A 22,365-nucleotide genomic window follows, 5' to 3' on the forward strand; every position below is an offset into this window, starting at 1 on the left:
GTGGAGCACTTTAAATATGGCACGTGTCACTGTTCAGGACGCTGTAGAGAAAATTGGTAATCGTTTTGATCTGGTGCTGGTCGCTGCGCGGCGCGCTCGCCAGATGCAGACAGGCGGAAAAGATCCGCTGGTGGCGGAAGAAAACGATAAAGCCACCGTGATTGCCCTGCGTGAAATTGAAGGTGGACTGATTAACAGCCAGATCCTCGATATTCGCGAACGTCAGGAACAACAGGAGCAGGAAGCCGCTGAATTACAGGCTGTGACTGCGATTGCCGAAGGTCGTCGTTAATCATTCAGCGGGTCGCCCTTGTATCTGTTTGAAAGTCTGAATCAACGGATTCAAAACTATCTGCCGGAAGATCAAATCCAGCGTCTTCGTCAGGCTTATCTTGTTGCACGTGATGCTCACGAGGGGCAGACACGTTCAAGCGGTGAACCCTATATCACGCATCCAGTCGCGGTGGCCTGTATTCTGGCTGAGATGAAGCTCGACCATGAAACGCTGATGGCGGCGTTGTTGCATGATGTGATTGAAGATACTTCCACCACTTACCAGGATATCGAGCAGCGCTTTGGTAATAGCGTTGCCCGGCTGGTAGAGGGGGTATCGAAGCTGGATAAACTCAAATTTCGCGATAAAAAAGAGGCGCAGGCCGAAAACTTTCGCAAGATGGTAATGGCGATGGTGCAGGATATTCGGGTCATCCTGATTAAACTTGCCGACCGCACCCACAACATGCGCACGCTGGGTGCCCTGCGTCCGGATAAACGCCGCCGCATCGCCCGTGAAACCCTGGAGATTTACAGCCCACTGGCGCATCGACTGGGAATTCATCACATCAAAACAGAGCTGGAAGAGCTGGGCTTTGAAGCGCTATACCCGAACCGGTATCGGGTTATCAAAGAGGTGGTGAAAGCGGCGCGTGGCAACCGTAAAGAGATGATCCAGAAAATCCTCGCTGAAATCGAAGGCCGTTTGCAGGAAGCGGGAATTGCCTGTCGGGTGAGCGGTCGCGAAAAACATTTGTACGCTATCTACCGCAAAATGGTGCTGAAAGAGCAGCGTTTTCACTCGATCATGGATATCTATGCGTTTCGGGTGATCGTTGAGGATCCCGATACCTGTTACCGGGTATTAGGCCAGATGCATAATCTGTATAAGCCTCGTCCTGGACGCATGAAAGACTATATCGCCATTCCCAAAGCCAATGGTTATCAATCGCTGCATACCTCAATGGTGGGGCCCCACGGCGTGCCGGTTGAGGTGCAAATCCGCACCGAAGATATGGATCAGATGGCCGAGATGGGAGTGGCGGCACACTGGGCTTATAAAACATCGGGAAGCGAAAATAGCACCGCCGCGCAAATTCGTATTCAGCGCTGGATGCAAAGCCTGATAGAACTTCAGCAAAGCGCCGGTAGCTCCTTTGAATTTATCGAGAGCGTAAAATCCGATCTGTTCCCGGATGAGATTTACGTTTTTACCCCGGAAGGACGCATTGTGGAGCTGCCCGCAGGGGCGACGGCGGTAGACTTTGCCTATGCCGTCCATACCGACATCGGCCATGCCTGTGTCGGGGCGCGTGTCGATCGCCAGCCTTATCCCCTGTCACAACCGCTGGCCAGTGGTCAGACGGTAGAAATTATCACCGCTCCCGGTGCGCGTCCCAATGCCGCATGGCTGAACTTTGTGGTCAGCTCAAAAGCACGGGCGAAAATTCGTCAGTTACTGAAGAACTTAAAACGTGATGATTCGGTCAGTCTCGGACGTCGTTTGCTCAATCATGCGCTGGGAGGGAGCCATAAGCTGGCTGAAATTCCACCACAGGATATTCAGCGCGAACTGGATCGGATGAAACTGGCCAGTCTTGATGATCTGCTGGCGGAAATCGGTCTGGGTAATACCATGAGTGTGGTGGTGGCAAAAAATCTGCAGCAGGGCGAAAATCTGCCGCCTTCAACACCGAACACCAGCCACGGTAATCTGCCGATTAAAGGCGCTGATGGCGTATTGATCACCTTTGCCAAGTGTTGCCGTCCTATCCCGGGCGATCCGATTATTGCCCATATCAGTCCCGGTAAAGGGCTGGTTATTCATCACGAGTCCTGCCGTAATATTCGTGGCTATCAGAAAGAGCCAGAGAAGTTTATGGCGGTCGAGTGGGATAAAGAGATAGCGCAGCAGTTTATCACCGAAATTAAAGTCGATATGTTTAATCATCAGGGTGCGCTGGCGAACCTGACGACCGCGATCAGCGAAGCCTCTTCCAATATTCAGAATCTGAATACCGAAGAAAAAGATGGTCGTGTCTACAGCACCTTTATTCGCCTGATGGTCCGTGATCGTGTACATCTGGCCAATATTATGCGTAAAATCCGCGTGATGCCGGATGTAATAAAAGTGACCCGTAACCGAAATTAACCGTATGAATCCACAACGTTACAGACGTATTTGTGAGATGCTTGCCAGGCGTCAGCCTGATCTGACCCTCTGTATGGAGCAGGTGCATAAGCCGCATAATATCTCTGCGGTGATCCGCACCGCGGATGCCGTGGGTGTGCATGAAATACACGCTATCTGGCCAGCCCAGCGGATGCGTACTGTCGCCTCGACGGCAGCCGGTAGCAATAGCTGGGTACGGGTTAACACCCATCGCTCCATCGCTGAGGCGATAAGCCATGTCAAAGGCCAGGGGATGCAGGTGCTGGCAACCCATCTTACCGATAGCGCCGTTGATTTCCGTGATATCGATTACACCCGTCCCACCTGTATCCTGATGGGGCAGGAAAAGACTGGTATCAGCCCCCAGGCGGTGGCGCTGGCAGATCAGCAGATTATTATCCCGATGATGGGCATGGTACAGTCGCTCAATGTCTCTGTGGCCTGCGCGCTGATTCTGTACGAAGCACAACGTCAGCGGCAAAATGCCGGTATGTATGCACACACCACCAGTCGGCTGGCGCAAAATGAGCAGCAGCGACTGCTATTTGAAGGCGGCTATCCGGTACTGGCGAAAGTGGCGAAACGGAAAGGACTGCCCTATCCCTGTATCAACCCGCAGGGCGAAATTGAAGCCGATAGCGCATGGTGGGCCACCATGCAGGCTGCGGGGTAACGCCAGTGTCCGGGCGTCTGTTAGCGGCGATTCCGCTTAATTCGCTAACGGGAGTCGGCGCGGTACAAAGCAATAAACTGGCGAAAATGGGACTTTGTACGGTGCAGGATCTGCTCCTTCACCTGCCATCACGCTACGAAGACCGTACCCGCCTTTACCCGATCAGCGATCTGCTACCCGGCATGTATGCCACCGTGGAAGGGGAAGTGCTCAACTGCCAGGTCACCTTTGGCGGGCGACGGATGATGACCTGCCAGATCAACGACGGTTCTGCCACGCTCACCCTGCGCTTTTTCAACTTCAATGCGGCGATGAAAAACAGCCTCGTCACCGGGCGGCGCGTACTGGCCTATGGCGAAGCGAAACGGGGAAAATATGGCGCGGAGATGATCCACCCGGAATACCATCTCCAGGGTGAGCGCAAAACAGCGGAATTACAGGAAACATTAACCCCCGTCTATCCGACCACTGAGGGCGTCAAACAGGCGACGTTGCGTAAACTGACCGATCAGGCATTAGCGTTACTCGACACCTGCGCGATAAGCGAATTATTACCCCCACAGCTGGCACAGGGAATGATGAGCCTGCCAGAGGCGCTGCGCACACTCCACCGTCCCCCTCCCTCGTTACAGCTCGGCGATCTGGAAAAGGGGCTGCATCCGGCACAACAGCGCTTAATACTGGAAGAGTTGCTGGCTCATAATCTGAGTATGCTGGCATTACGTGCCGGAGCCCGGCGCCATCATGCGCTGCCACTGGCGGCTGATGATCGATTAAGCGGTCAGTTACTGGCAGCACTTCCTTTTCAGCCGACCGCAGCACAGCAACGGGTGAGCGCAGAGATTGCCAGCGATATGGCACGTGACGTTCCGATGATGCGTCTGGTGCAGGGCGATGTCGGTTGCGGTAAAACCCTGGTGGCGGCGCTGGCGGCACTGAATGCGATTACCCACGGCAAACAGGTGGCGCTGATGGCGCCCACCGAATTGCTGGCGGAACAGCACGTCAGTCAGTTTCGCCACTGGTTTGCGCCCCTGGGCATCGAAGTGGGCTGGCTGACCGGCAAACAGAAGGGGAAAGCGCGCCAGACACAGCAAGAAGCTATCGCTGCCGGTCAGATCCAGATGATCATTGGCACCCACGCGATTTTTCAGCAACATGTCCAGTTTCACAACCTGGCGCTGGTGGTGATTGATGAACAACATCGCTTTGGTGTCCATCAGCGACTGGCGCTGTGGGAAAAGGGTCAGCAGCAGGGCTTTTATCCTCATCAGCTGATTATGACCGCCACCCCGATCCCGCGTACGCTGGCCATGACCGCCTATGCCGATCTCGATACTTCGCTTATCGATCAACTGCCACCGGGACGCACCCCGGTTACCACGGTGGCGATTGCGGATAGCCGACGTCAGGAGATTATTGATCGTGTCCAGCACGCCTGCACACAGGAGGCGCGCCAGGCTTACTGGGTCTGTACATTAATTGATGAATCAGAAGTGCTGGAGGCACAGGCCGCGGAAGCTACCTGCGAGGAGCTCCGCCAGGCACTGCCAGCGCTGAATATCGGTCTGGTACATGGGCGGATGAAACCGGCAGACAAACAGGCGGTGATGCGGGCCTTTAAACAGGGCGAGCTCCATTTACTGGTCGCCACCACCGTTATCGAAGTGGGGGTGGATGTACCCAACGCCAGCCTGATGATCATTGAAAACCCGGAGCGTCTTGGGCTGGCGCAGTTACATCAGTTGCGGGGGCGCGTTGGGCGTGGTGCGGTCGCCTCTCATTGTGTTTTGCTGTATAAATCGCCGCTATCAAAAACGGCACAGAAACGGCTCCAGGTTCTGCGCGATAGCAATGATGGTTTTGTTATCGCCCAGCAGGATCTGGCGATCCGTGGTCCAGGTGAACTGCTTGGCACCCGGCAAACGGGTGCCGCTGAATTTAAAGTGGCTGACCTGCTCCGCGATCAGGCAATGATCCCGAATGTTCAGCGTATTGCGCGTCATATTCACCAGCACTATCCCCAACAGGCGCAGGCGCTGATTGAACGCTGGATGCCGGAAACAGAACGTTATTCCCGTGTGTAGTGACCCACGGGTAGCGGCACGACAGACTATTTTTTATCTGATGAGTGAATGATGAAACGAGAACTGGCTCTTGAATTTTCCCGTGTGACAGAAGCGGCCGCCCTGGCGGGCTATAAATGGCTCGGGCGTGGTGATAAAAACGGGGCGGATGGTGCGGCAGTTAATGCCATGCGCATCATGCTCAATCTGATTAATATCGATGGCACTATCGTTATCGGCGAAGGTGAAATCGATGAAGCACCAATGTTATATATCGGTGAGAAGGTGGGCACCGGTTGCGGCGACAAGGTGGATATTGCCGTCGATCCCATTGAAGGCACCCGAATGACCGCGATGGGACAAGCGAATGCGCTGGCTGTTATCGCGGCAGGCGATAAAGGTTGCTTTCTGAACGCGCCGGATATGTATATGGAAAAGCTGGTCGTTGGCCCGCAAGCGAAAGGCGTGATTGATCTCAACCTGCCGCTGATGGAGAACCTGCATAATATTGCCGCTGCATTACACAAGCCCTTGTCAGACATCACGGTGTCGATTCTGGCGAAGCCGCGTCATGAGGCGGTAATTGCGCTGCTACAGCAGTGTGGCGTCCGTGTCTTCGCCATTCCCGATGGCGATGTGGCTGCGTCGATTCTGACCTGTCTGCCGGATAGTGAAGTCGATGTGCTCTATGGCATTGGCGGTGCGCCGGAAGGTGTTGTCTCCGCTGCCGCGATCCGGGCGCTGGGGGGCGATATGCAGGGGCGTTTGCTGGCGCGTCACAAGGTCAAAGGAGAGAGCGAAGAAAACCGACGCATGGGTGAAAACGAACTGGCGCGTTGTCAGGCAATGGCGGTCGAGGCGGATAAAGTGCTGTATCTCGAAGAGATGGCGCGCAGTGATAACGTCATATTTTCGGCAACCGGGATCACTCATGGTGATCTGCTCAAGGGCATCACCCGTAAGGGGCAGCTGGCGACCAGTGAAACGTTGTTGATTCGGGGAAAATCACGCACGATTCGCCGCATCCAGTCAGTGCATTATCTTGATCGTAAAGATCCGGAACTTCAGTTACATATTCTGTAACAGCAGGGCACTCGTCTACAATCAGAACAGGGTTAGCGGTACAGAGAGATTATTATGGCAGAGTGGATTAGCGGTAAAGTAACAAAAATCGTATTCTGGACGGATGCCTTGTTCAGTGTGTACATACAGGCAGCGGTGCAACCGTTTACCGCTGGTCAGTTTACCAAGCTGGGGCTGGAGATCGCGGGAGAAAATATCCAGCGTGCTTACTCGTTTGTGAACGCGCCGGATAATCACCTGCTGGAGTTTTATCTGGTCAATGTGCCAGGCGGACAACTGAGCCCTCATCTGGCGACCCTCAAAGTGGGTGATGAGGTACAGATCGTCAACGAAGCCGCTGGGTTTTTCGTGCTGGCAGAGGTGCCGGATTGCGACACGCTCTGGATGCTGGCGACCGGTACGGCGCTGGGGCCCTATTTGTCTATATTGCAGCAAGGTGAGGATCTGCAACGCTTTAATCATCTGGTACTGGTACACGCGGTACGTTATGCCGCCGATTTAAGCTACTTACCCCTGATGCGCGAGTTAGAGCAACGTTATGCCGGAAAGCTACGTATTCAGACCGTGGTCAGTCGTGAAACAGCCAGTGGCTCACTGAGCGGGCGGCTCCCTCAGCTGATTGAAAATGGTGCGCTGGAAAAAGCCGTCGGCCTGACGATGAATGCCGATAATAGCCATGTGATGCTCTGTGGTAATCCTCAGATGGTTCGTGATACCCAGCAGTTATTAAAACAGACCCGTCAGATGACGAAACATCTGCGTCGTCGGCCAGGGCAAATCACTGCGGAGCATTACTGGTAATCGATAACCGCCAAAAAGGAGAACAGGCATGAAAGCAGTGGTAGCGTTATGTTTGATCGGATTAAGCATACTTTTTGCCACTCAAAGCGTGTTGGCTGCCCCAGCGGGCTCACCGGCAACTGCACCTTATTTGCTGGCGGGGGCACCGACTTTTGACTTATCTATTAGTGAGTTTCGTGAAAAATTCAATGCCGATAACCCCTCCCTCGCATTGGATGAATTTCGTGCCATTGTCGCGGGTCGCCAGCATGAAAATCTGATGCGGGCCGCCAGCCGGATTAATAAAAATCTTTATGCCTCTACCGCACTGGAATATGGCACATTGAAAATCAAATCGATGCAGATCACCTGGCTGCCAGTGCGTGGGTCAGAGCAGAAAGCGGCAAAAAGTCAGGCACAGGCATATATGAGCGCGATGTTACGGATATTCATGTCTGGCTTAAGTCCGACCCAAAGCCAGCAAAAAGTACAAAATTTGCTCACCGTCAGTAAAGGAAAGCGTTACTTCACAGAAACGGAAGGGGCAATACGTTATGTTGTTGCAGATAATGGCGAAAAAGGGCTAACCTTCGCTGTTGAACCGATTAAGCTAACGCTGGCTGAAACACTGGACAGTAATACCCGATAAGAAAAAGTGCTTTTTTCCGGTGATCACCTTTGCCATCAGAACCGGGACACTCACCGGCGGTGAGCGGACGTCAAACAGCCAGCACCACAATCATGACAGGATCGGTTGTGAGCACCAATTCATCGATCATGCTGCCCTGATGGGTAGTGATATTCCTTTAATGCGCTTAAATGCGTGGAGAATGAAAATGCGACATCCTTTCGTGATGGGTAACTGGAAACTGAACGGTAGCCACCATATGGTCAACGAACTGGTGACCGGTTTACGTAAAGAACTGGCAGGCGTTGCCGATTGTATCGTGGCTATCGCCCCACCAGAAGTATATATCACCCAGGCTAAACAGATAGCCGCCGGTAGTCATATTCAGTTAGGCGCACAGAATGTTGACCTGCACCTGTCTGGTGCCTATACGGGGGAAACCTCCGCCGCGATGTTAAAAGATGTGGGGGTCGGTTATGTCATTATCGGCCATTCAGAACGTCGTACTTACCATAAAGAATCCGATGATCTTATCGCGCAGAAATTTGCTGTGGTTAAAGAGCAGGGGCTGACACCGGTACTCTGTATTGGTGAAACCGAAGCCGAGAATGAATCAGGTAAAACTCAGGAAGTGTGCGCCCGACAAATCGACGCCGTCCTGAAAACGCAGGGGGCAGCCGCATTTACCGGGGCCGTGATTGCTTATGAACCGGTATGGGCGATTGGCACCGGCAAATCGGCCACACCCGCGCAGGCGCAGGCGGTGCATAAATTCATTCGTGATCATATTGCAAAAGCAGATGCGCAGGTCGCGAAGCAGCTTATCATCCAGTACGGTGGCTCGGTAAATGCCGACAATGCCGCCGAACTGTTCACTCAGCCAGACATTGATGGTGCCCTGGTGGGAGGAGCTTCCCTGAAAGCAGAGGCATTTGCGGTAATTGTCAAAGCGGCCGAAGCAGCGAAAAAAGGTTAATTTCGCATCAGAACACACCAGTCGGCGATGACGCTGGCTGGTGTCCTGATTGGGTGAGCGACGACAATCAGCGATATAGCCAATGTCCGGCTTTTGCTGACTGGATGAACATATCAATAGTAAATTCCGGCACATCTATGGGCTCAGGCTTTTTAAAAGGATTCCATGAGAAAACAACTTCCGGGTAGTATGTCGCAATCTGAAGTCTGACATATCGACGTTAAACGTTTTAGCGTAATCTTCGATCAATTCCTCAATATCATCCTGGCTCAGTTTTACGTCGAAATATATATTTGATGATGCGGTATAGCTATCATATTTCTTTTTTCTCAATAAATAAGTTCCACTATGGATGGTGATCATATCGATGACACGCTGTGCAATATCCTCTACCATATTTTATTATTGCCTCGTGCGGTTTGGTTGTATGGGCCAGGCTCTTACAATTAATAATTTACCCCAAAAAATGGTCATGTATTCAACATATTGATCATGTTGTATAATTGCTCTTTTTATCAGAGACACCAGATGGCTAAAATTGATGTAGCATGCCCGTTTTGTCAACAAACCGAACCTGTTAAAAAGCATGGCCTGGGTAAGTCCGGTTTTCAGCGCTATCGTTGTCAGTCATGCTGTCGTACTTTCCAGACCGATTACGCTTATCGAGCCTGCCACCCCGGCATGAAAGAACAAATTGTTGACCTTGCTATGAATAATGCCGGTATCCGTGATACCGCACGGACTCTGCATATCAGCATCAATGCCGTTGTCCGCACTTTAAAAAACCCGCGCCGCGATGTGTAACCACATTGTCGCTGGATAATCTGCAAATCCAGCTTATCTGCGAAGTGGATGAGATGTGGTCTTTTGCTGGCAGTAAAAAGCAGCAACGCTGGCTGTGGTATGCGTGGGAGCCTCGCCTCAAACGTATTATTGCGCCTACTTTTGGGCGCAGGAGCAAAAAGACACTGCGCAGGTTACTGAGATTACTGTCAGGTTTTCATGTCGCCTTCTGGTGTACCGATAACTTCAGCGCATATGACATACTGCCGGATAAAAAACATATCAGGGGTAAGCTTTACACGCAGAGGATTGAACGGGAAAACCTGAATCTGCGTAACCGCTTAAAGCGACTGAATCGTAAGACCCTGGGGTACTCAAAATCTGTTGAGATGCATGACAGGATCATCGGTACTTTTATTGAGCGCGAATATTATGTTTGAGACAATATAAACATATTGAATACGTCACCAGGTTATCCTGAAAGATAAGCAGTTGTATCTGTGAATAGAATAATACACAGAATATTGCTAATTAAATGCAGTTAGATTGACCTGTGTCAATGCTTTAATTTTAAAAAATTCATGTTTTTTTTACCCAGGCTAAACATATTAATGGTCAAAAGTAGCTTATCAGCGCTTATTTTGGCTGGTCAGGGAAGGTGTCTGTCAGGGGGAGCGTGGCGAAAATTACAATTCAGTAATGTTGCAAGTATTACTGAACTGTAATCGAGTTTATTAAATTATGTTAGTTATTTTCTTCTGGCATATTTCCAGTCATGGGCATTCAGGCGTTTTATTAACTCGACGATGCTGGTCACCAGGCAGTTAATAATTTTCTCGCCTTTCTCTTTGGTGGCATATTGTGGCGCACCGGTGGCCCCAGTGGCACTAATTTCCGAGATATCCCAGATATAGGTGATGCCATAATCATCAAATACATCGGCAGGGATTTGATTTTTTGCTTTACTGAGATCCACCAGATCCGGGCGTATGGCCATCATCGCTGAAGTTTCTCCCTCACCACCGTGTCCCAGTCCTGAGCCGTTCCAGCTGTCAAAGAAGTCATTACCCAGCTTTTTACCTACCATATCCCACCATGCGGGAATAAAGATCAGGCTGACATCCCGGTTTTTATCTTTGACATTTCTCGCTGCTATTTCAATGGCCGGAATATTGCCATCATGACCATTAATCACCACGATCCGTTTAATGCCATGATGAATCAGACTATTGAAAATATCTTCCGCTAACATAATATTGGTTTCAAAACGAAGCGATATCGCCATCGGGTAGGCATCATAGTGTAGCGAGGTGCCAAAGGGGGTACAGGGCACGACAATCGCGTTCTCTGTTTGCGCCGCGACTCTTCGGGCAACCTCTTCCGGGAAGAAGTAGTCGGGGCCCAGCGGCAAATGGTCGGCGTGGTTTTCACAGCTGCCAAAACTCACTAGCGCAATAATATTGTCGTTAGATTGCAGCAAAGTTCTTATCTCTTCGCCGGTAAATTCATTTAGCATAACCTTTTTCATGTTATCTCCTGTTTTTGATAAAGTAATAAACAGATATTACCGCTATCCAGCAAAAACCTGCGGCTAACGAAATCCAGCCATCGGGGGTAAACGCCTGACCAAACATGACACATAACAGGCAGAGAATGGTTAACGGCCTGATTATTTCCGCACAGGGGGCTCTGTATTTAATTAATCCCTTCTCCGTGTTGATGGCGCGCATGCGTTTATGTGATAGCGAAATCATCAGCCATGAGAAAATAAAGCCAAAGCCCGAGATGCTGGCCAGAATCGTATAGGCTTCCGGTGACAGTATCGATATTATGACGCCAACAAACAGCATTAAACTACTGATGAAAATGGCATTGTTGGGTGTTTTATGTTTTGGATGCACTCTGGCGAAGGCTTCAGGTAAATGTTCATCCTGGGCTAAAGAGTGCAACATGCGCGATGTGGCATAGACACCAGTATCGATGCAGGAGAGTGCCGCCGTCAGTACCACAAAATTCATGATATTTTTAGCGACAGGCCCACCTAATATGCCAAATGCGTCAACATAGGGGCTGGAGCTAACCCCCGCCGTCTGCCAGGGAATGACGCACAGCAGCAGTGAGATAGAGAGAACATACAGCCCTAATATTCTGATAACCGTGCCTTTTATGGTTTTCGGAATATCTTCTGCCGGATTTTCACTCTCTCCGGCAGCGGTGCCGATGGCTTCTGTACCGCCAAAGGAGAAAATCACCATCAGCATAGAGGCGATAAAACCTGAGAGGCCAAAAGCAAAAAAGCCCGATTGTGAATGAGAAAAATTGTGCAGGTTGGCATCAGGGGTAAAGCCCAGAGCATAGAGGGCGATAATGATAAAAAGAACTAACGCCACAATTTTTACCAGGCTTAACCAGAATTCAACTTCACCAAAAAAGTGGACACCAATCATATTTACCGCGGTAATTGAGCAGGCAATCACCAGGCAGAAGATCCACACCGGTATCTCCGGGAACCACATATTCAGAAACGTTCCGGCGGCTATCGCTTCAGAAGCCGGGCCGATTAAAAAGGCAAACCAGTAGGTGAGGCCGGTCAGATATCCCCAGTAGGGCCCAAAGGCATCTTTGGCATAGGTTTGAAAAGAGCCAGAGACCGGATTGGCTACCGCCATCTCGGCAAGTAACATCATAATAAATAGGGTTATTATGCCGCCAAAGAGATAGGCTAAAATAACACTCGGCCCGGTTAACGAAATGGCTTCACCTGCGCCAAGAAAAAAACCTGCACCAATCACGCCGCCTATTGAGATCATCGTGAGGTGTCTGGGTTTTAGACTTCTGTTTAATTCCATACCCATGCTACCCATATAGTTATAGAGATCATCGCCTGGAGTCTGGCTGGTCAGGTGTGACAGATACCGTCATTCTGGACAAGGATCGCGCAAAAAAACCGCAGCGTACAGGGGATACGTGAGGTGTTCAGGCACTGCCTGGCAGCAAAGTGGCAAGTGAGACAGCTCTGATGAGCCAGGCTCTTATTGACCCGTCATTATTCAGCCCGGAGCTGTGCGCTTCTGCCAGCCACCACAATGGCCGGTGCCGCTTTTTCCTGACTGAATTATTCAGGGCCGCCTGATAAAAAAATTGTTACTAAATTAATAGAAAAAAATTACCTATCTCTCTAAAAATAATCATAATTTTCAGATTGAGGAATAATTCTTATCACCAATCCGTCGTAAACTCAATCGCTAAAAAAGTGCGGAAAGGGAATAAATGAAGAAAATAGTCTTTTTATCTATATGGATATTTATAGTCAGTAGAATATGCTGATATTCGCTTATTCATCTCCATCTGCTGCTGATAATAATATGTTTTATTATCTCGCACCTTTGTCGTGCAAAAGTGACTTATTACCCTACAAAGGGGAGGGGGCGGTATTTCTGATGGGGGACTGTTTACTATTATCTCCGCTACCGGTATCCGCAGCTGGATTTTACGTTATAGAAAATGATGATTTGCGACGTCTCAGGTGACAGGGGATGATGGTAATCATCGCCCGTCGATGTCATCATCTTGGCTCCCGTGGTATCTATTGACCAGGAGCCTGCATGACCGCCTCATCTGCCAAAAAAACTATTCTGACCGCTGCCCATTGGGGGCCGATATGGGTCGAAACAGAGGGAGAACATATTCTCTCCTCACGCGGCGCACTGGCGACGCCAGTCGCTAATTCTCTGCAAACGGTCGTGCGTGACCAGGTATATAGTAAAACCCGCGTGCGTTATCCGATGGTGCGTCAGGGTTTTCTTGCGGCGCCTGATTGTCCACAAGGCGTGCGCGGTCAGGATCAGTTTGTGCGCGTGAGCTGGCAACAGGCACTGGATCTTATCGATGCGCAACACCGGCGGATCCGGCAATGTTATGGGCCATCATCTATTTTCGCAGGCTCCTATGGCTGGCGCTCCTGTGGTGTTTTGCACAAGGCAGCGACTTTATTACAGCGTTATATGAGTCTGGCGGGGGGATATACAGGCCATATTGGGGATTACTCGACAGGCGCTGCCCAGGTCATTATGCCCTATGTGGTCGGGAGTCATGAGGTTTATCAGCAACAAACCAGTTGGCCGATGTTGCTGGAGCATAGCGATGTGGTGGTATTGTGGAGTGCCAACCCGATGAATACGCTGAAAAATGCGTGGAGTGCGTCCGATGAGCAAGGGCGTCAGTGGTTGGATCGGCTACGTAAAAGTGGTAAGCGGCTGATCTGTATCGATCCTGTGCGATCAGAAACGGTCGATTTTTTTGCTGAGGCGGGAGAGTGGATCGCACCGCATATGGGAACGGATGTCGCACTGATGCTCGGTATCGCCCACACATTGCAGCAAAATGGCTGGCAGGATGAGCACTTCCTGGCAAATTACACCACCGGCTATCAGATTTTCTGCCGCTATCTGAGCGGAGAAAGCGATGGGACGCCGAAAAGTGCCGAATGGGCTGCCGCAATTTGTGGGGTGAGTGCAGATAAAATTCGCCAGTTAGCAGAAATTTTTCATCAAAACACGACGATGCTGATGGCCGGCTGGGGAATGCAGCGTCAGCAATTTGGCGAACAAAAACACTGGATGCTGGTTACCCTTGCCGCCATGCTGGGACAGATCGGTACACCCGGCGGCGGTTTTGGCCTCTCTTACCATTTTTCTAATGGCGGCGTTCCCACCCGCCAGGCGGCCGTGCCCGGCTCGATGCAGGAAAATCTGGCGGATGGCGCAGGAGCCGTCGAAAGAATCCCGGTGGCGCGGATCGTGGAAGCGCTGGAAAATCCCGGTGCCGCTTATCAGCATAATGGCAAAAAGTATCATTTTCCCGACATCCGTTTTATCTGGTGGGCCGGAGGCGCTAATTTTACTCACCATCAGGATACTAACCGGCTGATCCGTGCCTGGCAGAAGCCAGAGTTGATTGTTATCTCCGAATGCTTCTGGACGGCAGCGGCCCGGCATGCCGATATCGTTCTCCCGGCGACGACGTCGTATGAGCGTAACGATATCGTCATGACCGGCGACTATAGTCTCCAGCATCTGGTGCCGATGAAACGTGTGGTGGCACCACGCGATGAGGCGCGTGATGATTTTGCCGTATTCGCTGATCTTAGCGAGCACTGGGAAAAAGGGGGCGCTGCGCGTTTTACCGAAGGGAAAACCGAATTACAGTGGCTGGCGTCCTTCTACCAGATAGCGGTTCAGCGTGGTGCCCGTCAGCAGATAATACTGCCCCCCTTTGCCTGCTTCTGGCAGCAAAATCAACTGATAGAAATGGCGGAAGATCAAGAAAATAACCGTTTCGTCCGTTTTGCTGATTTCCGTGCCGATCCACAGGCTCACCCACTGAAAACTGCCAGCGGTAAAATTGAGATTTATTCATCGACCATAGCGCAGTTTGCCTGCCCCGATTGTCCGCCCCATCCGATGTGGCTCGAACCTGATGAATGGCATGGTAACGCGCAGCCAGGGCAACTTCAGCTATGTTCTGCTCATGCTGCCCATCGTTTGCATAGTCAGCTCAATCAAACCTCATTGCGTGAGCGCTATGCGGTCGCCAATCGCGAACCATTAATGATTCATCCCGGGGATGCCAGCGCGCGATCGATTGCTGATGGCGATGTGGTGCGGGTATGGAATGCGCGCGGGCAGGTGCTGGCCGGTGCGGTAGTGACCGAGGGTATCCGGCCTGGGGTTATCTGTTTGCATGAAGGTGCATGGCCTGATCCTGATCCTGACAGCGGCATTTGCAGGAATGGCGCAGTCAATATGCTGACCAAAGACATTCCCACCTCACGGCTGGGCAATGGGTGTGCGGCGAATACAGCCCTGGCGTGGATAGAAAAATATCAGGGGCCTGACTTGCCACTGGCGGCTTTTGACCCGCCGCAGAATGCGTAAGCTATAACATGCCATCGGTGCTGATATGACGGCATGATGGCGGGAGATTTTGCGTCATTGTTATTGATCCTGCTTGTTATTCGGGTGACAACAACAGTCGATCACATGATCGTTAACCAGTCCACAGGCTTGCATAAAGGCGTAGCAGGTTGTAGCGCCAACGAACTTAAATCCTCGTTTTTGCAGGGCTTTCGATAGCAGATTAGCGGTGGCGGTGGTTGACGGGATATCTGCCACTGTTTTGGCATGCGTAATCTGTGGCTGATGATTAACAAAAGACCAGATAAAGTCGGCAAAATTTTCACCGTTTTCAGTCATTTTTAATAATGCGCGGGCATTGCTGATAATCGCCTCAATTTTCCCCCGATGACGGATAATGCCGCGATTTTGTAACAGACGCTCAATATCAGCCTCACTCATCGCGGCAATGGGGATCGGGTCAAACTGATAAAAGGCCTGGCGATAATGCTCGCGTTTTTTCAGTACCGTAATCCATGATAATCCGGCCTGTTGTCCTTCAAGGCAGATCATTTCGAATAATTTTTGCGGGTCGGTTTGTGCGATGCCCCACTCATGATCATGATACTGAATGTAAAGGGGATCTTGATTTACCCATCCACAACGGTTCATATTTTTCTCCCTGGAATATTCAGACGATAAACCGATTCGTCCTGGCAGCGCTGTACACGGCGATTTCTCCGCGCTGTCGGTGTCCAGGCTGACTTCGCCAGCGGGTTCTGAAAGCAACCGCAGTATATCAGGAGACGATAAAGATGGGGTATCCTGGCTGATGATAAACGTGACACGCTACGCAAAGCGATCAGCCGCTCAGTGGCAAAGAGAAGAACATCATGATGGTGAGTTTCTCACCACTTGCAGCAGGTTTTATGATTCAGCCATTGACGGGTTATCGTCCCGGCAGTAAAATCCGCGCCAATTCGGTGATTGGCGCAGCCTGGTAGCGCACTTCGTTCGGGACGAAGGGGTCGGAGGTTCGAATCCTCTATCACCGACCAGATAACAGTATGTCAGGGAGCATTCCCTGTCAGAAATGATAAGAAAGGCCACAGACACGCCGTGTTTGTGGCCTTTTTTGTTTATTGCGTTTAATCTGAGTTTGGCGGGTGTTTATGGAGACGATATAAAAGGTGTATTAACAACGTGCTTCATCCGCCGATAAAAGATTTTGTGTATATAATGTTGATCCCATCTGCGGTTTCTCCACGCTGTCCGTGTCCAGGCTGGCTGCATGCTGGGCCAGGCGCTAAAGAAGGAATATATCACCGATGATACCCGCGAATAACGGGCAACGCTCGCGACAGGTTTCTGACCCGCTTCTTAAAAAAAACAATAAAATAGCATCGGCTACCGGCGATTCCAGGGTTATAAAGCGCGCTTGTCACACATGGCGACAGGTCGCCGTGATCGTCAAAAAAATTCAGCGCCAGCCGATCATTGCGCATCTGTTACGGGCAGCCGAACGCTTTAATGATCGGTTGGGTAATCAGTTTGGTGCGGCGATTACCTACTTTTCGTTTCTGTCGATGATCCCCATCCTGATGGTCTCTTTTGCTGTCGCCGGTTTTGTCCTCGCATCGCATCCGACACTGTTACAGGATATCTTCGATAAAATTTTACAGAGCGTCAGTGATCCGATGCTGGCGGCCACCTTGCAAAACACCATTAATACCGCCGTTCAGCAACGTACTACCGTCGGGCTGGTTGGCTTGCTGGTGGCACTCTATTCGGGGATTAACTGGATGGGCAATCTGCGGGAAGCCATTCTTGCTCAGTCGCGTGATGAGTGGCAACGCGCCTCTCATGATCAGGAAAAATGGTGGCTGAAATATTTCCGTGATTTTACCTCGTTGATTGGGTTACTGGTGGCGCTGATCGTCTCTTTATCGATTACGTCGATCGCCGGTTCCGCGCAGCAAATGATCATTACTGCCCTTCATCTTGATTATATTACGTGGCTGAAACCGGCCTGGCGGTTAATTGGTCTGGTGATTTCTGTTTTCGCGGATTATCTCTTATTTTTCTGGATCTTCTGGCGAATTCCCCAGCGGCGTCTGAAATCTAAAGCATTGATATATGGCAGTCTGATCGCGGCGGTCGGTTTTGAGATCATTAAAATTATTATGACCTGGACCCTGCCGATATTAGTCCGATCGCCTTCCGGTGCCGCATTTGGTTCGGTATTAGGATTGATGGCCTTTTTTTATTTTTTTGCCCGTCTGACCCTCTTTTGCGCGGCATGGATTGCGACAGCAGAAGATAATCATCATGATGCGGCAGAGTAAGCGCCTGGGGTGCAATGATCAGAGGGTAGGCCAGGCTCTTAAACGATGATATTTATTTAACGCGATGCCTGCTTTATATGCCAGATAACTCCTGTTATTCAGAGAATAATATGAATTAACTTTTATATTAAAAAATTATTCACTATTATCACTTTTTTTCCTCTTTCGCGGTTTTGATCACAGATTGAAATATATTTCTGACTGTGGCTCTATATAAGTTCCATCTTCATTAACAACAAGAAATAGTTATGCAAACAACAACCACCGATTTGGGGCATCCGCAGGAGATCGCCCCGGTTAACTCACGTAATAAAGTCATTGTGGCCTCATTAATCGGGACAGCGATTGAATTTTTTGACTTTTATATCTATGCCACGGCCGCCGTATTGATATTTCCGCATATTTTCTTTCCGCAAAGTAATCAAGCGGCGGCGACGTTGCAGTCTCTGGCGACTTTCGCCATTGCCTTTATCGCACGCCCCATTGGCTCAGCACTGTTTGGTCACTTTGGTGATCGTGTCGGTCGTAAAGTCACGCTGGTCGCATCGTTACTGACGATGGGGATCTCGACGGTGATTATTGGCCTGCTACCGGGCTATGAAAGCATTGGCATTCTGGCACCGCTGCTGCTGGCTCTGGCGCGTTTTGGCCAGGGGCTGGGACTGGGGGGTGAATGGGGTGGCGCGGCGCTGCTGGCGACCGAAAATGCGCCATCGCGTCAGCGGGCACTGTATGGCTCTTTCCCGCAGCTGGGCGCGCCCATTGGCTTCTTCTTTGCCAACGGTACTTTTTTGCTGCTTTCCTGGTTGTTGAGCAATGAACAGTTTATGGCCTGGGGCTGGCGGGTGCCGTTTCTTTTTTCTGCGGTGCTGGTGATTATCGGTCTGTATGTCCGTGTTTCGCTGCATGAAACCCCGGTTTTCGCCAAAATAGCGGCCGCGAAGAAACAAGTTAAAATCCCACTGGGCACCCTGCTGACCCGTCATTTGCGCGTCACTGTCCTTGGGACGTTTATCATGCTGGCGACCTATACGCTGTTCTATATCATGACAGTATATTCGATGACGTTCAGTACTGGTGCGAGACCGATGGGGGCGGGTTTGCCACGTGACCAGGTACTGTGGATGTTAATGATCGCAGTGATTGGCTTTGCGGTGATGATCCCCATCGCCGGATTACTGGCCGATGCCTTTGGTCGCCGCAAGTGTATGATCGTCATTACCACGCTGATTATACTCTTCGCCCTGTTTGCGATTAAACCTTTGCTGGGGTCGGGGCAGCCGATGGTGATATTTCTCTTTTTGCTGCTGGGACTGAGTCTGATGGGGCTGACATTCGGGCCAATGGGGGCGTTGCTACCCGAACTGTTCCCGACGGAGGTGCGTTATACCGGCGCATCATTTTCCTATAATGTGTCTTCCATTCTCGGGGCTTCTATTGCGCCTTATATTGCGACCTGGCTACAGAGTCACTACGGCCTGATGGCAGTCGGTATCTATCTGGCAACGATGGCCAGTATGACGCTGATTGCGTTGTTGCTAAGCCATGAAACGCGACAGGACGCGCTCTGATTATTGCTGCCCGTCGTCACCCGACGGGCAGGTTTGTGCTGTTCAGTACCACGATCTGCCTGACTGACGCTTTACGGCTGGGTCGGTGCGATGTCTGCCACGTCATTCTGGTTATCGGCGGGATCATGATGCAGGGGGGCGGTGGCCGATGGCGGTGCCATCAGCGCCTCCCACATCTCTTTCAGATCCTTCATGTTATATTCCTCTTCACCGTAAGGTTGCTGCAGCACTAACGCCATTTCCTGTGATAACTGCTGATGCAGATACTGATTGAGCATATCGACGGTCAGCGAATTCAGAAACTGCTGGCGTAATGTCTGATATTGTTCCGGCGCAATATCGACAACCTGGTTTTGTAGTGAACGAAGACGCTGGCTCATCAGAACCTCAGTATTTGTCCGGCCATAAGTGGCAAACAGTTTTTGTAACTCCATATTCTTGCGTGCAATCAGCGCGTCAAATTCCTCCTGCAACAGACCATTATCGCGCATCTGTACCAGCTCATTGGCAATGACCGTCAGACTGGTATTGAGTTTATTCCCAGGGGATTCGATATGGATGGCGCATTGCGCCCGCTGATACAATACCCGACAATCAAAGCCAGGATTGACATCTTTGATGTTTTTCTTAACGAGGCTCTGTTGCACACGCCAGAACAAGGCTTCCCGTGCCAGCTCATCCCGCCAGTAACGTTGCAGCGCAATCGACTGCTGAATCGGCTGCCACGCTGTATCCCACATAATCGATAATTTATCTTTCTCGACCGCGTGGGTCATGATATTGACCGGTGTCGGTGGCAAGGGGGAGAGTATCGGTAGTGTGGCGGGGGTTTCGCGTTTACCTTTCAGCTCACCGAAGGTTTTATTGATCTGTTCTGTTACGCTGCGGCTGTCGATATTTCCCACCACGATCAGCGTCATGACATCCGGCGTGTACCATTGCTGGTAATAGGCGGTTAACCCGGCAATATCAATCGGCATTTTCGGCGATACCGCGGGATCATGCACCAGCATCGCAGAGCCTTTCAGACGATAATGCCACCATCCTTCGCGGGTATCAGTCGGCCAGGTGGCGACTTTATCTTCACCCTGTAGCGCATGATTGACCGTATCGGCGCTTATCGTTAGCGATCCTGCGGTCATCGATAGCCAGTTTAGTGTCTCTTTCAGTAGGTCGCTACGGTCATTTGTCAGGCTGAAACTGAACATCGTATTGCTGTATGAGACCACTGCGGGGGAAGGCGTATCGCTGTTTTGCTGCCACAGTAAACGCCCCTGAATGGCAGACAAAGGGCTGTTTTGTGTTAACGCCAGACGAGGAATAAAACGGCTAAAGCCATTCTGCTGGCTGTTTTCACTGAGCGAGCCGGTATTGATTAGCAGACGAACTTCAATCCGATCGCCGGGACGCTGTGGTGTCGCCAGAACCTGCCAGCGGAACCCGTTTGTCAGAGTTCCTTGCTTCCATGCGGGATCGGGCTGGAGTGGTTCTGCTGATACATAACTGGCGATAACCAGCATCAACACACCACCTGTTAATCGTCTCATTTTTGCGACCTGCATGTGAACCCCTGATGACAAAAGCAATCCATAAGCAGCAGATTGCCAGCGAAATAGTGAACTAAGTGCCCTGATTAGACCACAAACAGAGAAAAATGTTACACAGAGACATAAAAAGAGTGATTCCGGATCACTTTGTCATCAATATATTTCCGTTTGAGTGCTGACCATCCGGCTCTGGCTAATTATCCCTCATGCGTCGTCTGAAACATTTTTTGTGGATCAAAAAATGCGAGCTGATTTTTGCCTTTACCGCGAGCGGCCAGGGCGGCAGAAAATGCCTGCTCATAGACCTGTTCGGCGTTGAGTGTGCCATCAAAGAAGGTCACTCCTGCGCTGGCAGAAAGGCACAGTGGCGTGTCGTGCTGTGGTAAAGGTTCGGTGATGACGGTGAGCACTTGCTTACTTAATTCCAGCGCCTGTTGTGGGTTATTCATGCCGGTGGCCAGAATAGCAAAGTTATCGCCGCTAATCTCTGCCAGCACCATTTGGGGTGAAATGATTTTGCCTAATTGTTCTGCCACAGGTAATCCGGGTAACTCACCTTGTGCTGTTGTCAACGTTTGTGATCTGTTCTGTAACGTTTCACATGTTATCACCAGCAGAGCTGAGGTTTGCCGCTGGCGGGCTATCTGATCCAGTCGGGTCATTAAGTACGCTTTACTGGCGAGCGGGATTTGCGCAACGCCCGCCGTCGGTGCTGCAGGATCATGACGCAACCGTTGCAGCGTTTGCTGATGACGGTTATAGCTACGTATCAGCAGACCCATTTCATCATCGTGATGTAAGGGGGGCAGCGTTAGCTGGTGACCGGGGCGATCAGCGGGTGACAGGCCATGCAGTTCACGGGCGATTTTACGTAATGGTCGGGTAATCAGACGATTCATACACCAGCTTATGGCGACCATCAGCATGAGTACCAGTAAAAAGTAAGCAGTCACTAACGTAGAAAGCGTGCTCATGATAAATTTACTGGCCTGGTAGGGGTCAGCCTGCAGCACTAAATAGGCCAGTGCCTGTGGGCTGGCGGGCTTTTCCAGCGAATAAATGGGTAATGAGATCTGGATCGGTAGTTCGAAAATACGGGTGATCATCACCGGTACGGGACGTTCAGCGATAAAACGCACCCGCAACGCCTGAAATTGATTGGGTAAGACAACATCCGCCTGACTGACCATTCCTGCCGACTGCATACGCCGGAGGATCATTTCTGCTTGCGGAATATCCGCTTTCAGGATCGCGGCTGAGAGGGGTTGACGAATAGCGCGGGCAATACTTTCTAATTGTGTCGCGGTGGTGAGACGATTTTGTTGTACAAAGTGAAAAAATAAAATCGCACAAAAAATCAGCACAAATACCGTAGACACAGCCGCGACCATTGCCATTTGTTTAATTGTCAGTGAACGGCTAATGCGCAATGTTTTTCCCCATTAATATTCAGCGTGTCACCCATCAGGGCTATTTTATGGATGAATCTGCCCGGGCGTTATGGTTGCCAGTAAACCATCATGCACGCTGTTTTTTATCTGTTTTATCTGGCAGGTTGCCGAGTATACGCGAA

Annotated in this window: 17 protein-coding genes, 1 tRNA gene and 2 pseudogenes; 13 read left to right on the forward strand and 7 right to left on the reverse strand. The window is 50.8% G+C overall.

Annotated elements, in window-relative coordinates; all coding sequences use genetic code 11:
- Nucleotides 1-16 precede the first annotated feature (16 nt).
- The 8 genes from rpoZ (at nucleotide 17) to tpiA (ending at nucleotide 8,652) form a co-directional block, all read left to right on the forward strand.
- Complete coding sequence (gene rpoZ / locus PT300_03350; protein MDF7679698.1) at nucleotides 17-292, forward strand: DNA-directed RNA polymerase subunit omega; 276 nt, start codon at nucleotides 17-19, stop codon at nucleotides 290-292.
- A gap of 18 nt (nucleotides 293-310) precedes the next feature.
- On the forward strand, nucleotides 311-2,425 hold the full coding sequence (spoT, locus tag PT300_03355; protein ID MDF7679699.1) for a bifunctional GTP diphosphokinase/guanosine-3',5'-bis pyrophosphate 3'-pyrophosphohydrolase: 2,115 nt from the start codon (nucleotides 311-313) through the stop codon (nucleotides 2,423-2,425).
- Between the two features lie 4 nt (nucleotides 2,426-2,429).
- On the forward strand, nucleotides 2,430-3,119 hold the full coding sequence (gene trmH / locus PT300_03360) for a tRNA (guanosine(18)-2'-O)-methyltransferase TrmH (GenBank protein ID MDF7679700.1): 690 nt from the start codon (nucleotides 2,430-2,432) through the stop codon (nucleotides 3,117-3,119).
- 5 nt (nucleotides 3,120-3,124) lie between these two features.
- The gene (recG, locus tag PT300_03365; GenBank protein MDF7679701.1) at nucleotides 3,125-5,206 is read left to right on the forward strand and encodes an ATP-dependent DNA helicase RecG; all 2,082 of its coding nucleotides are present in this window, start codon (nucleotides 3,125-3,127) and stop codon (nucleotides 5,204-5,206) included.
- A 51-nt stretch (nucleotides 5,207-5,257) separates the two neighbouring features.
- A complete protein-coding gene (gene glpX, locus PT300_03370; protein MDF7679702.1) occupies nucleotides 5,258-6,268 on the forward strand; it encodes a class II fructose-bisphosphatase in 1,011 nt (336 codons plus the stop codon).
- A 54-nt stretch (nucleotides 6,269-6,322) separates the two neighbouring features.
- Nucleotides 6,323-7,069, forward strand: a complete 747-nt coding sequence (gene fpr, locus PT300_03375) for a ferredoxin--NADP(+) reductase (protein MDF7679703.1) — start codon at nucleotides 6,323-6,325, stop codon at nucleotides 7,067-7,069.
- A gap of 28 nt (nucleotides 7,070-7,097) precedes the next feature.
- Nucleotides 7,098-7,697 carry a DUF1454 family protein gene (locus PT300_03380; GenBank protein ID MDF7679704.1) on the forward strand — a complete coding sequence of 200 codons (600 nt, stop codon included), beginning with the start codon at nucleotides 7,098-7,100 and terminating at the stop codon, nucleotides 7,695-7,697.
- A 187-nt stretch (nucleotides 7,698-7,884) separates the two neighbouring features.
- Nucleotides 7,885-8,652 (forward strand): triose-phosphate isomerase, encoded by a 768-nt coding sequence (gene tpiA / locus PT300_03385; GenBank protein MDF7679705.1) that lies wholly within the window; start codon nucleotides 7,885-7,887, stop codon nucleotides 8,650-8,652.
- A 67-nt stretch (nucleotides 8,653-8,719) separates the two neighbouring features.
- Here tpiA and PT300_03390 read toward each other — a convergent pair whose 3' ends face one another.
- Both PT300_03390 and PT300_03395 read right to left on the reverse strand, forming a co-directional pair.
- Nucleotides 8,720-8,851, reverse strand: coding sequence for a DUF1493 family protein (locus tag PT300_03390; GenBank protein MDF7679706.1), 132 nt, complete (start codon nucleotides 8,849-8,851; stop codon nucleotides 8,720-8,722).
- 53 nt (nucleotides 8,852-8,904) lie between these two features.
- A pseudogene (locus tag PT300_03395) lies at nucleotides 8,905-9,015 on the reverse strand (acyl carrier protein).
- 165 nt (nucleotides 9,016-9,180) lie between these two features.
- On the opposite strand from PT300_03395, the gene PT300_03400 reads away from it, so the two are divergent.
- Nucleotides 9,181-9,875 (forward strand): IS1 family transposase gene (locus PT300_03400; protein ID MDF7679707.1). Its coding sequence is split into 2 segments (ribosomal slippage): nucleotides 9,181-9,439 and nucleotides 9,439-9,875, totalling 696 coding nucleotides; the frame shifts between segments, so codons are not numbered across the junction.
- A gap of 308 nt (nucleotides 9,876-10,183) precedes the next feature.
- Here the strand turns inward: PT300_03400 and PT300_03405 are convergent.
- Nucleotides 10,184-10,963 carry a creatininase family protein gene (locus PT300_03405; GenBank protein MDF7679708.1) on the reverse strand — a complete coding sequence of 260 codons (780 nt, stop codon included), beginning with the start codon at nucleotides 10,961-10,963 and terminating at the stop codon, nucleotides 10,184-10,186.
- 1 nt (nucleotide 10,964) lies between these two features.
- Nucleotides 10,965-12,245 (reverse strand): amino acid permease, encoded by a 1,281-nt coding sequence (locus PT300_03410; GenBank protein ID MDF7679709.1) that lies wholly within the window; start codon nucleotides 12,243-12,245, stop codon nucleotides 10,965-10,967.
- 795 nt (nucleotides 12,246-13,040) lie between these two features.
- Here PT300_03410 and PT300_03415 point away from each other — a divergent pair.
- Nucleotides 13,041-15,371 carry a molybdopterin guanine dinucleotide-containing S/N-oxide reductase gene (locus PT300_03415; GenBank protein MDF7679710.1) on the forward strand — a complete coding sequence of 777 codons (2,331 nt, stop codon included), beginning with the start codon at nucleotides 13,041-13,043 and terminating at the stop codon, nucleotides 15,369-15,371.
- A 60-nt stretch (nucleotides 15,372-15,431) separates the two neighbouring features.
- On the opposite strand, the gene tag is transcribed toward PT300_03415, so the two are convergent.
- A complete protein-coding gene (gene tag, locus PT300_03420; protein MDF7679711.1) occupies nucleotides 15,432-16,001 on the reverse strand; it encodes a DNA-3-methyladenine glycosylase I in 570 nt (189 codons plus the stop codon).
- A 309-nt stretch (nucleotides 16,002-16,310) separates the two neighbouring features.
- Between tag and PT300_03425 the strand changes: the two genes are divergently transcribed.
- The 3 genes from PT300_03425 to PT300_03435 all read left to right on the forward strand — a co-directional run bounded on the left by PT300_03425 (nucleotide 16,311) and on the right by PT300_03435 (nucleotide 19,245).
- A tRNA-Pro gene (locus PT300_03425) sits at nucleotides 16,311-16,387 on the forward strand.
- Between the two features lie 270 nt (nucleotides 16,388-16,657).
- Nucleotides 16,658-17,674: an inner membrane protein YhjD gene (yhjD, locus tag PT300_03430; GenBank protein ID MDF7679712.1), complete on the forward strand. Its 1,017-nt coding sequence runs from the start codon at nucleotides 16,658-16,660 to the stop codon at nucleotides 17,672-17,674.
- A gap of 248 nt (nucleotides 17,675-17,922) precedes the next feature.
- Entirely contained in the window at nucleotides 17,923-19,245 is a 1,323-nt protein-coding gene (locus PT300_03435; protein ID MDF7679713.1) for an MFS transporter, read from the forward strand.
- A gap of 71 nt (nucleotides 19,246-19,316) precedes the next feature.
- On the opposite strand, the gene PT300_03440 is transcribed toward PT300_03435, so the two are convergent.
- Both PT300_03440 and PT300_03445 read right to left on the reverse strand, forming a co-directional pair.
- Nucleotides 19,317-20,807 carry a pitrilysin family protein gene (locus PT300_03440; protein ID MDF7679714.1) on the reverse strand — a complete coding sequence of 497 codons (1,491 nt, stop codon included), beginning with the start codon at nucleotides 20,805-20,807 and terminating at the stop codon, nucleotides 19,317-19,319.
- A gap of 206 nt (nucleotides 20,808-21,013) precedes the next feature.
- Nucleotides 21,014-22,222: pseudogene (locus tag PT300_03445) on the reverse strand (diguanylate cyclase).
- Nucleotides 22,223-22,365: the final 143 nt, after the last annotated feature.

It is taken from the genome of Enterobacteriaceae bacterium ESL0689, from assembly GCA_029433525.1.
GTDB lineage: Bacteria > Pseudomonadota > Gammaproteobacteria > Enterobacterales > Enterobacteriaceae > JAQTIF01.

What these genes read in the sequence shown, in the direction of transcription:
- rpoZ (MDF7679698.1), top strand. Translation starts at nt 17, where the DNA reads ATGGCACGTGTCACTGTTCAGGACGCTGTAGAGAAAATTGGTAATCGT.
- trmH (MDF7679700.1), top strand. Translation starts at nt 2,430, where the DNA reads ATGAATCCACAACGTTACAGACGTATTTGTGAGATGCTTGCCAGGCGT.
- glpX (MDF7679702.1), top strand. Translation starts at nt 5,258, where the DNA reads ATGAAACGAGAACTGGCTCTTGAATTTTCCCGTGTGACAGAAGCGGCC.
- fpr (MDF7679703.1), top strand. Translation starts at nt 6,323, where the DNA reads ATGGCAGAGTGGATTAGCGGTAAAGTAACAAAAATCGTATTCTGGACG.
- PT300_03380 (MDF7679704.1), top strand. Translation starts at nt 7,098, where the DNA reads ATGAAAGCAGTGGTAGCGTTATGTTTGATCGGATTAAGCATACTTTTT.
- tpiA (MDF7679705.1), top strand. Translation starts at nt 7,885, where the DNA reads ATGCGACATCCTTTCGTGATGGGTAACTGGAAACTGAACGGTAGCCAC.
- PT300_03405 (MDF7679708.1), bottom strand. Translation starts at nt 10,963, where the DNA reads ATGAAAAAGGTTATGCTAAATGAATTTACCGGCGAAGAGATAAGAACT.
- PT300_03410 (MDF7679709.1), bottom strand. Translation starts at nt 12,245, where the DNA reads ATGATCTCAATAGGCGGCGTGATTGGTGCAGGTTTTTTTCTTGGCGCA.
- PT300_03415 (MDF7679710.1), top strand. Translation starts at nt 13,041, where the DNA reads ATGACCGCCTCATCTGCCAAAAAAACTATTCTGACCGCTGCCCATTGG.
- tag (MDF7679711.1), bottom strand. Translation starts at nt 16,001, where the DNA reads ATGAACCGTTGTGGATGGGTAAATCAAGATCCCCTTTACATTCAGTAT.
- yhjD (MDF7679712.1), top strand. Translation starts at nt 16,658, where the DNA reads ATGATACCCGCGAATAACGGGCAACGCTCGCGACAGGTTTCTGACCCG.
- PT300_03435 (MDF7679713.1), top strand. Translation starts at nt 17,923, where the DNA reads ATGCAAACAACAACCACCGATTTGGGGCATCCGCAGGAGATCGCCCCG.
- PT300_03440 (MDF7679714.1), bottom strand. Translation starts at nt 20,807, where the DNA reads ATGCAGGTCGCAAAAATGAGACGATTAACAGGTGGTGTGTTGATGCTG.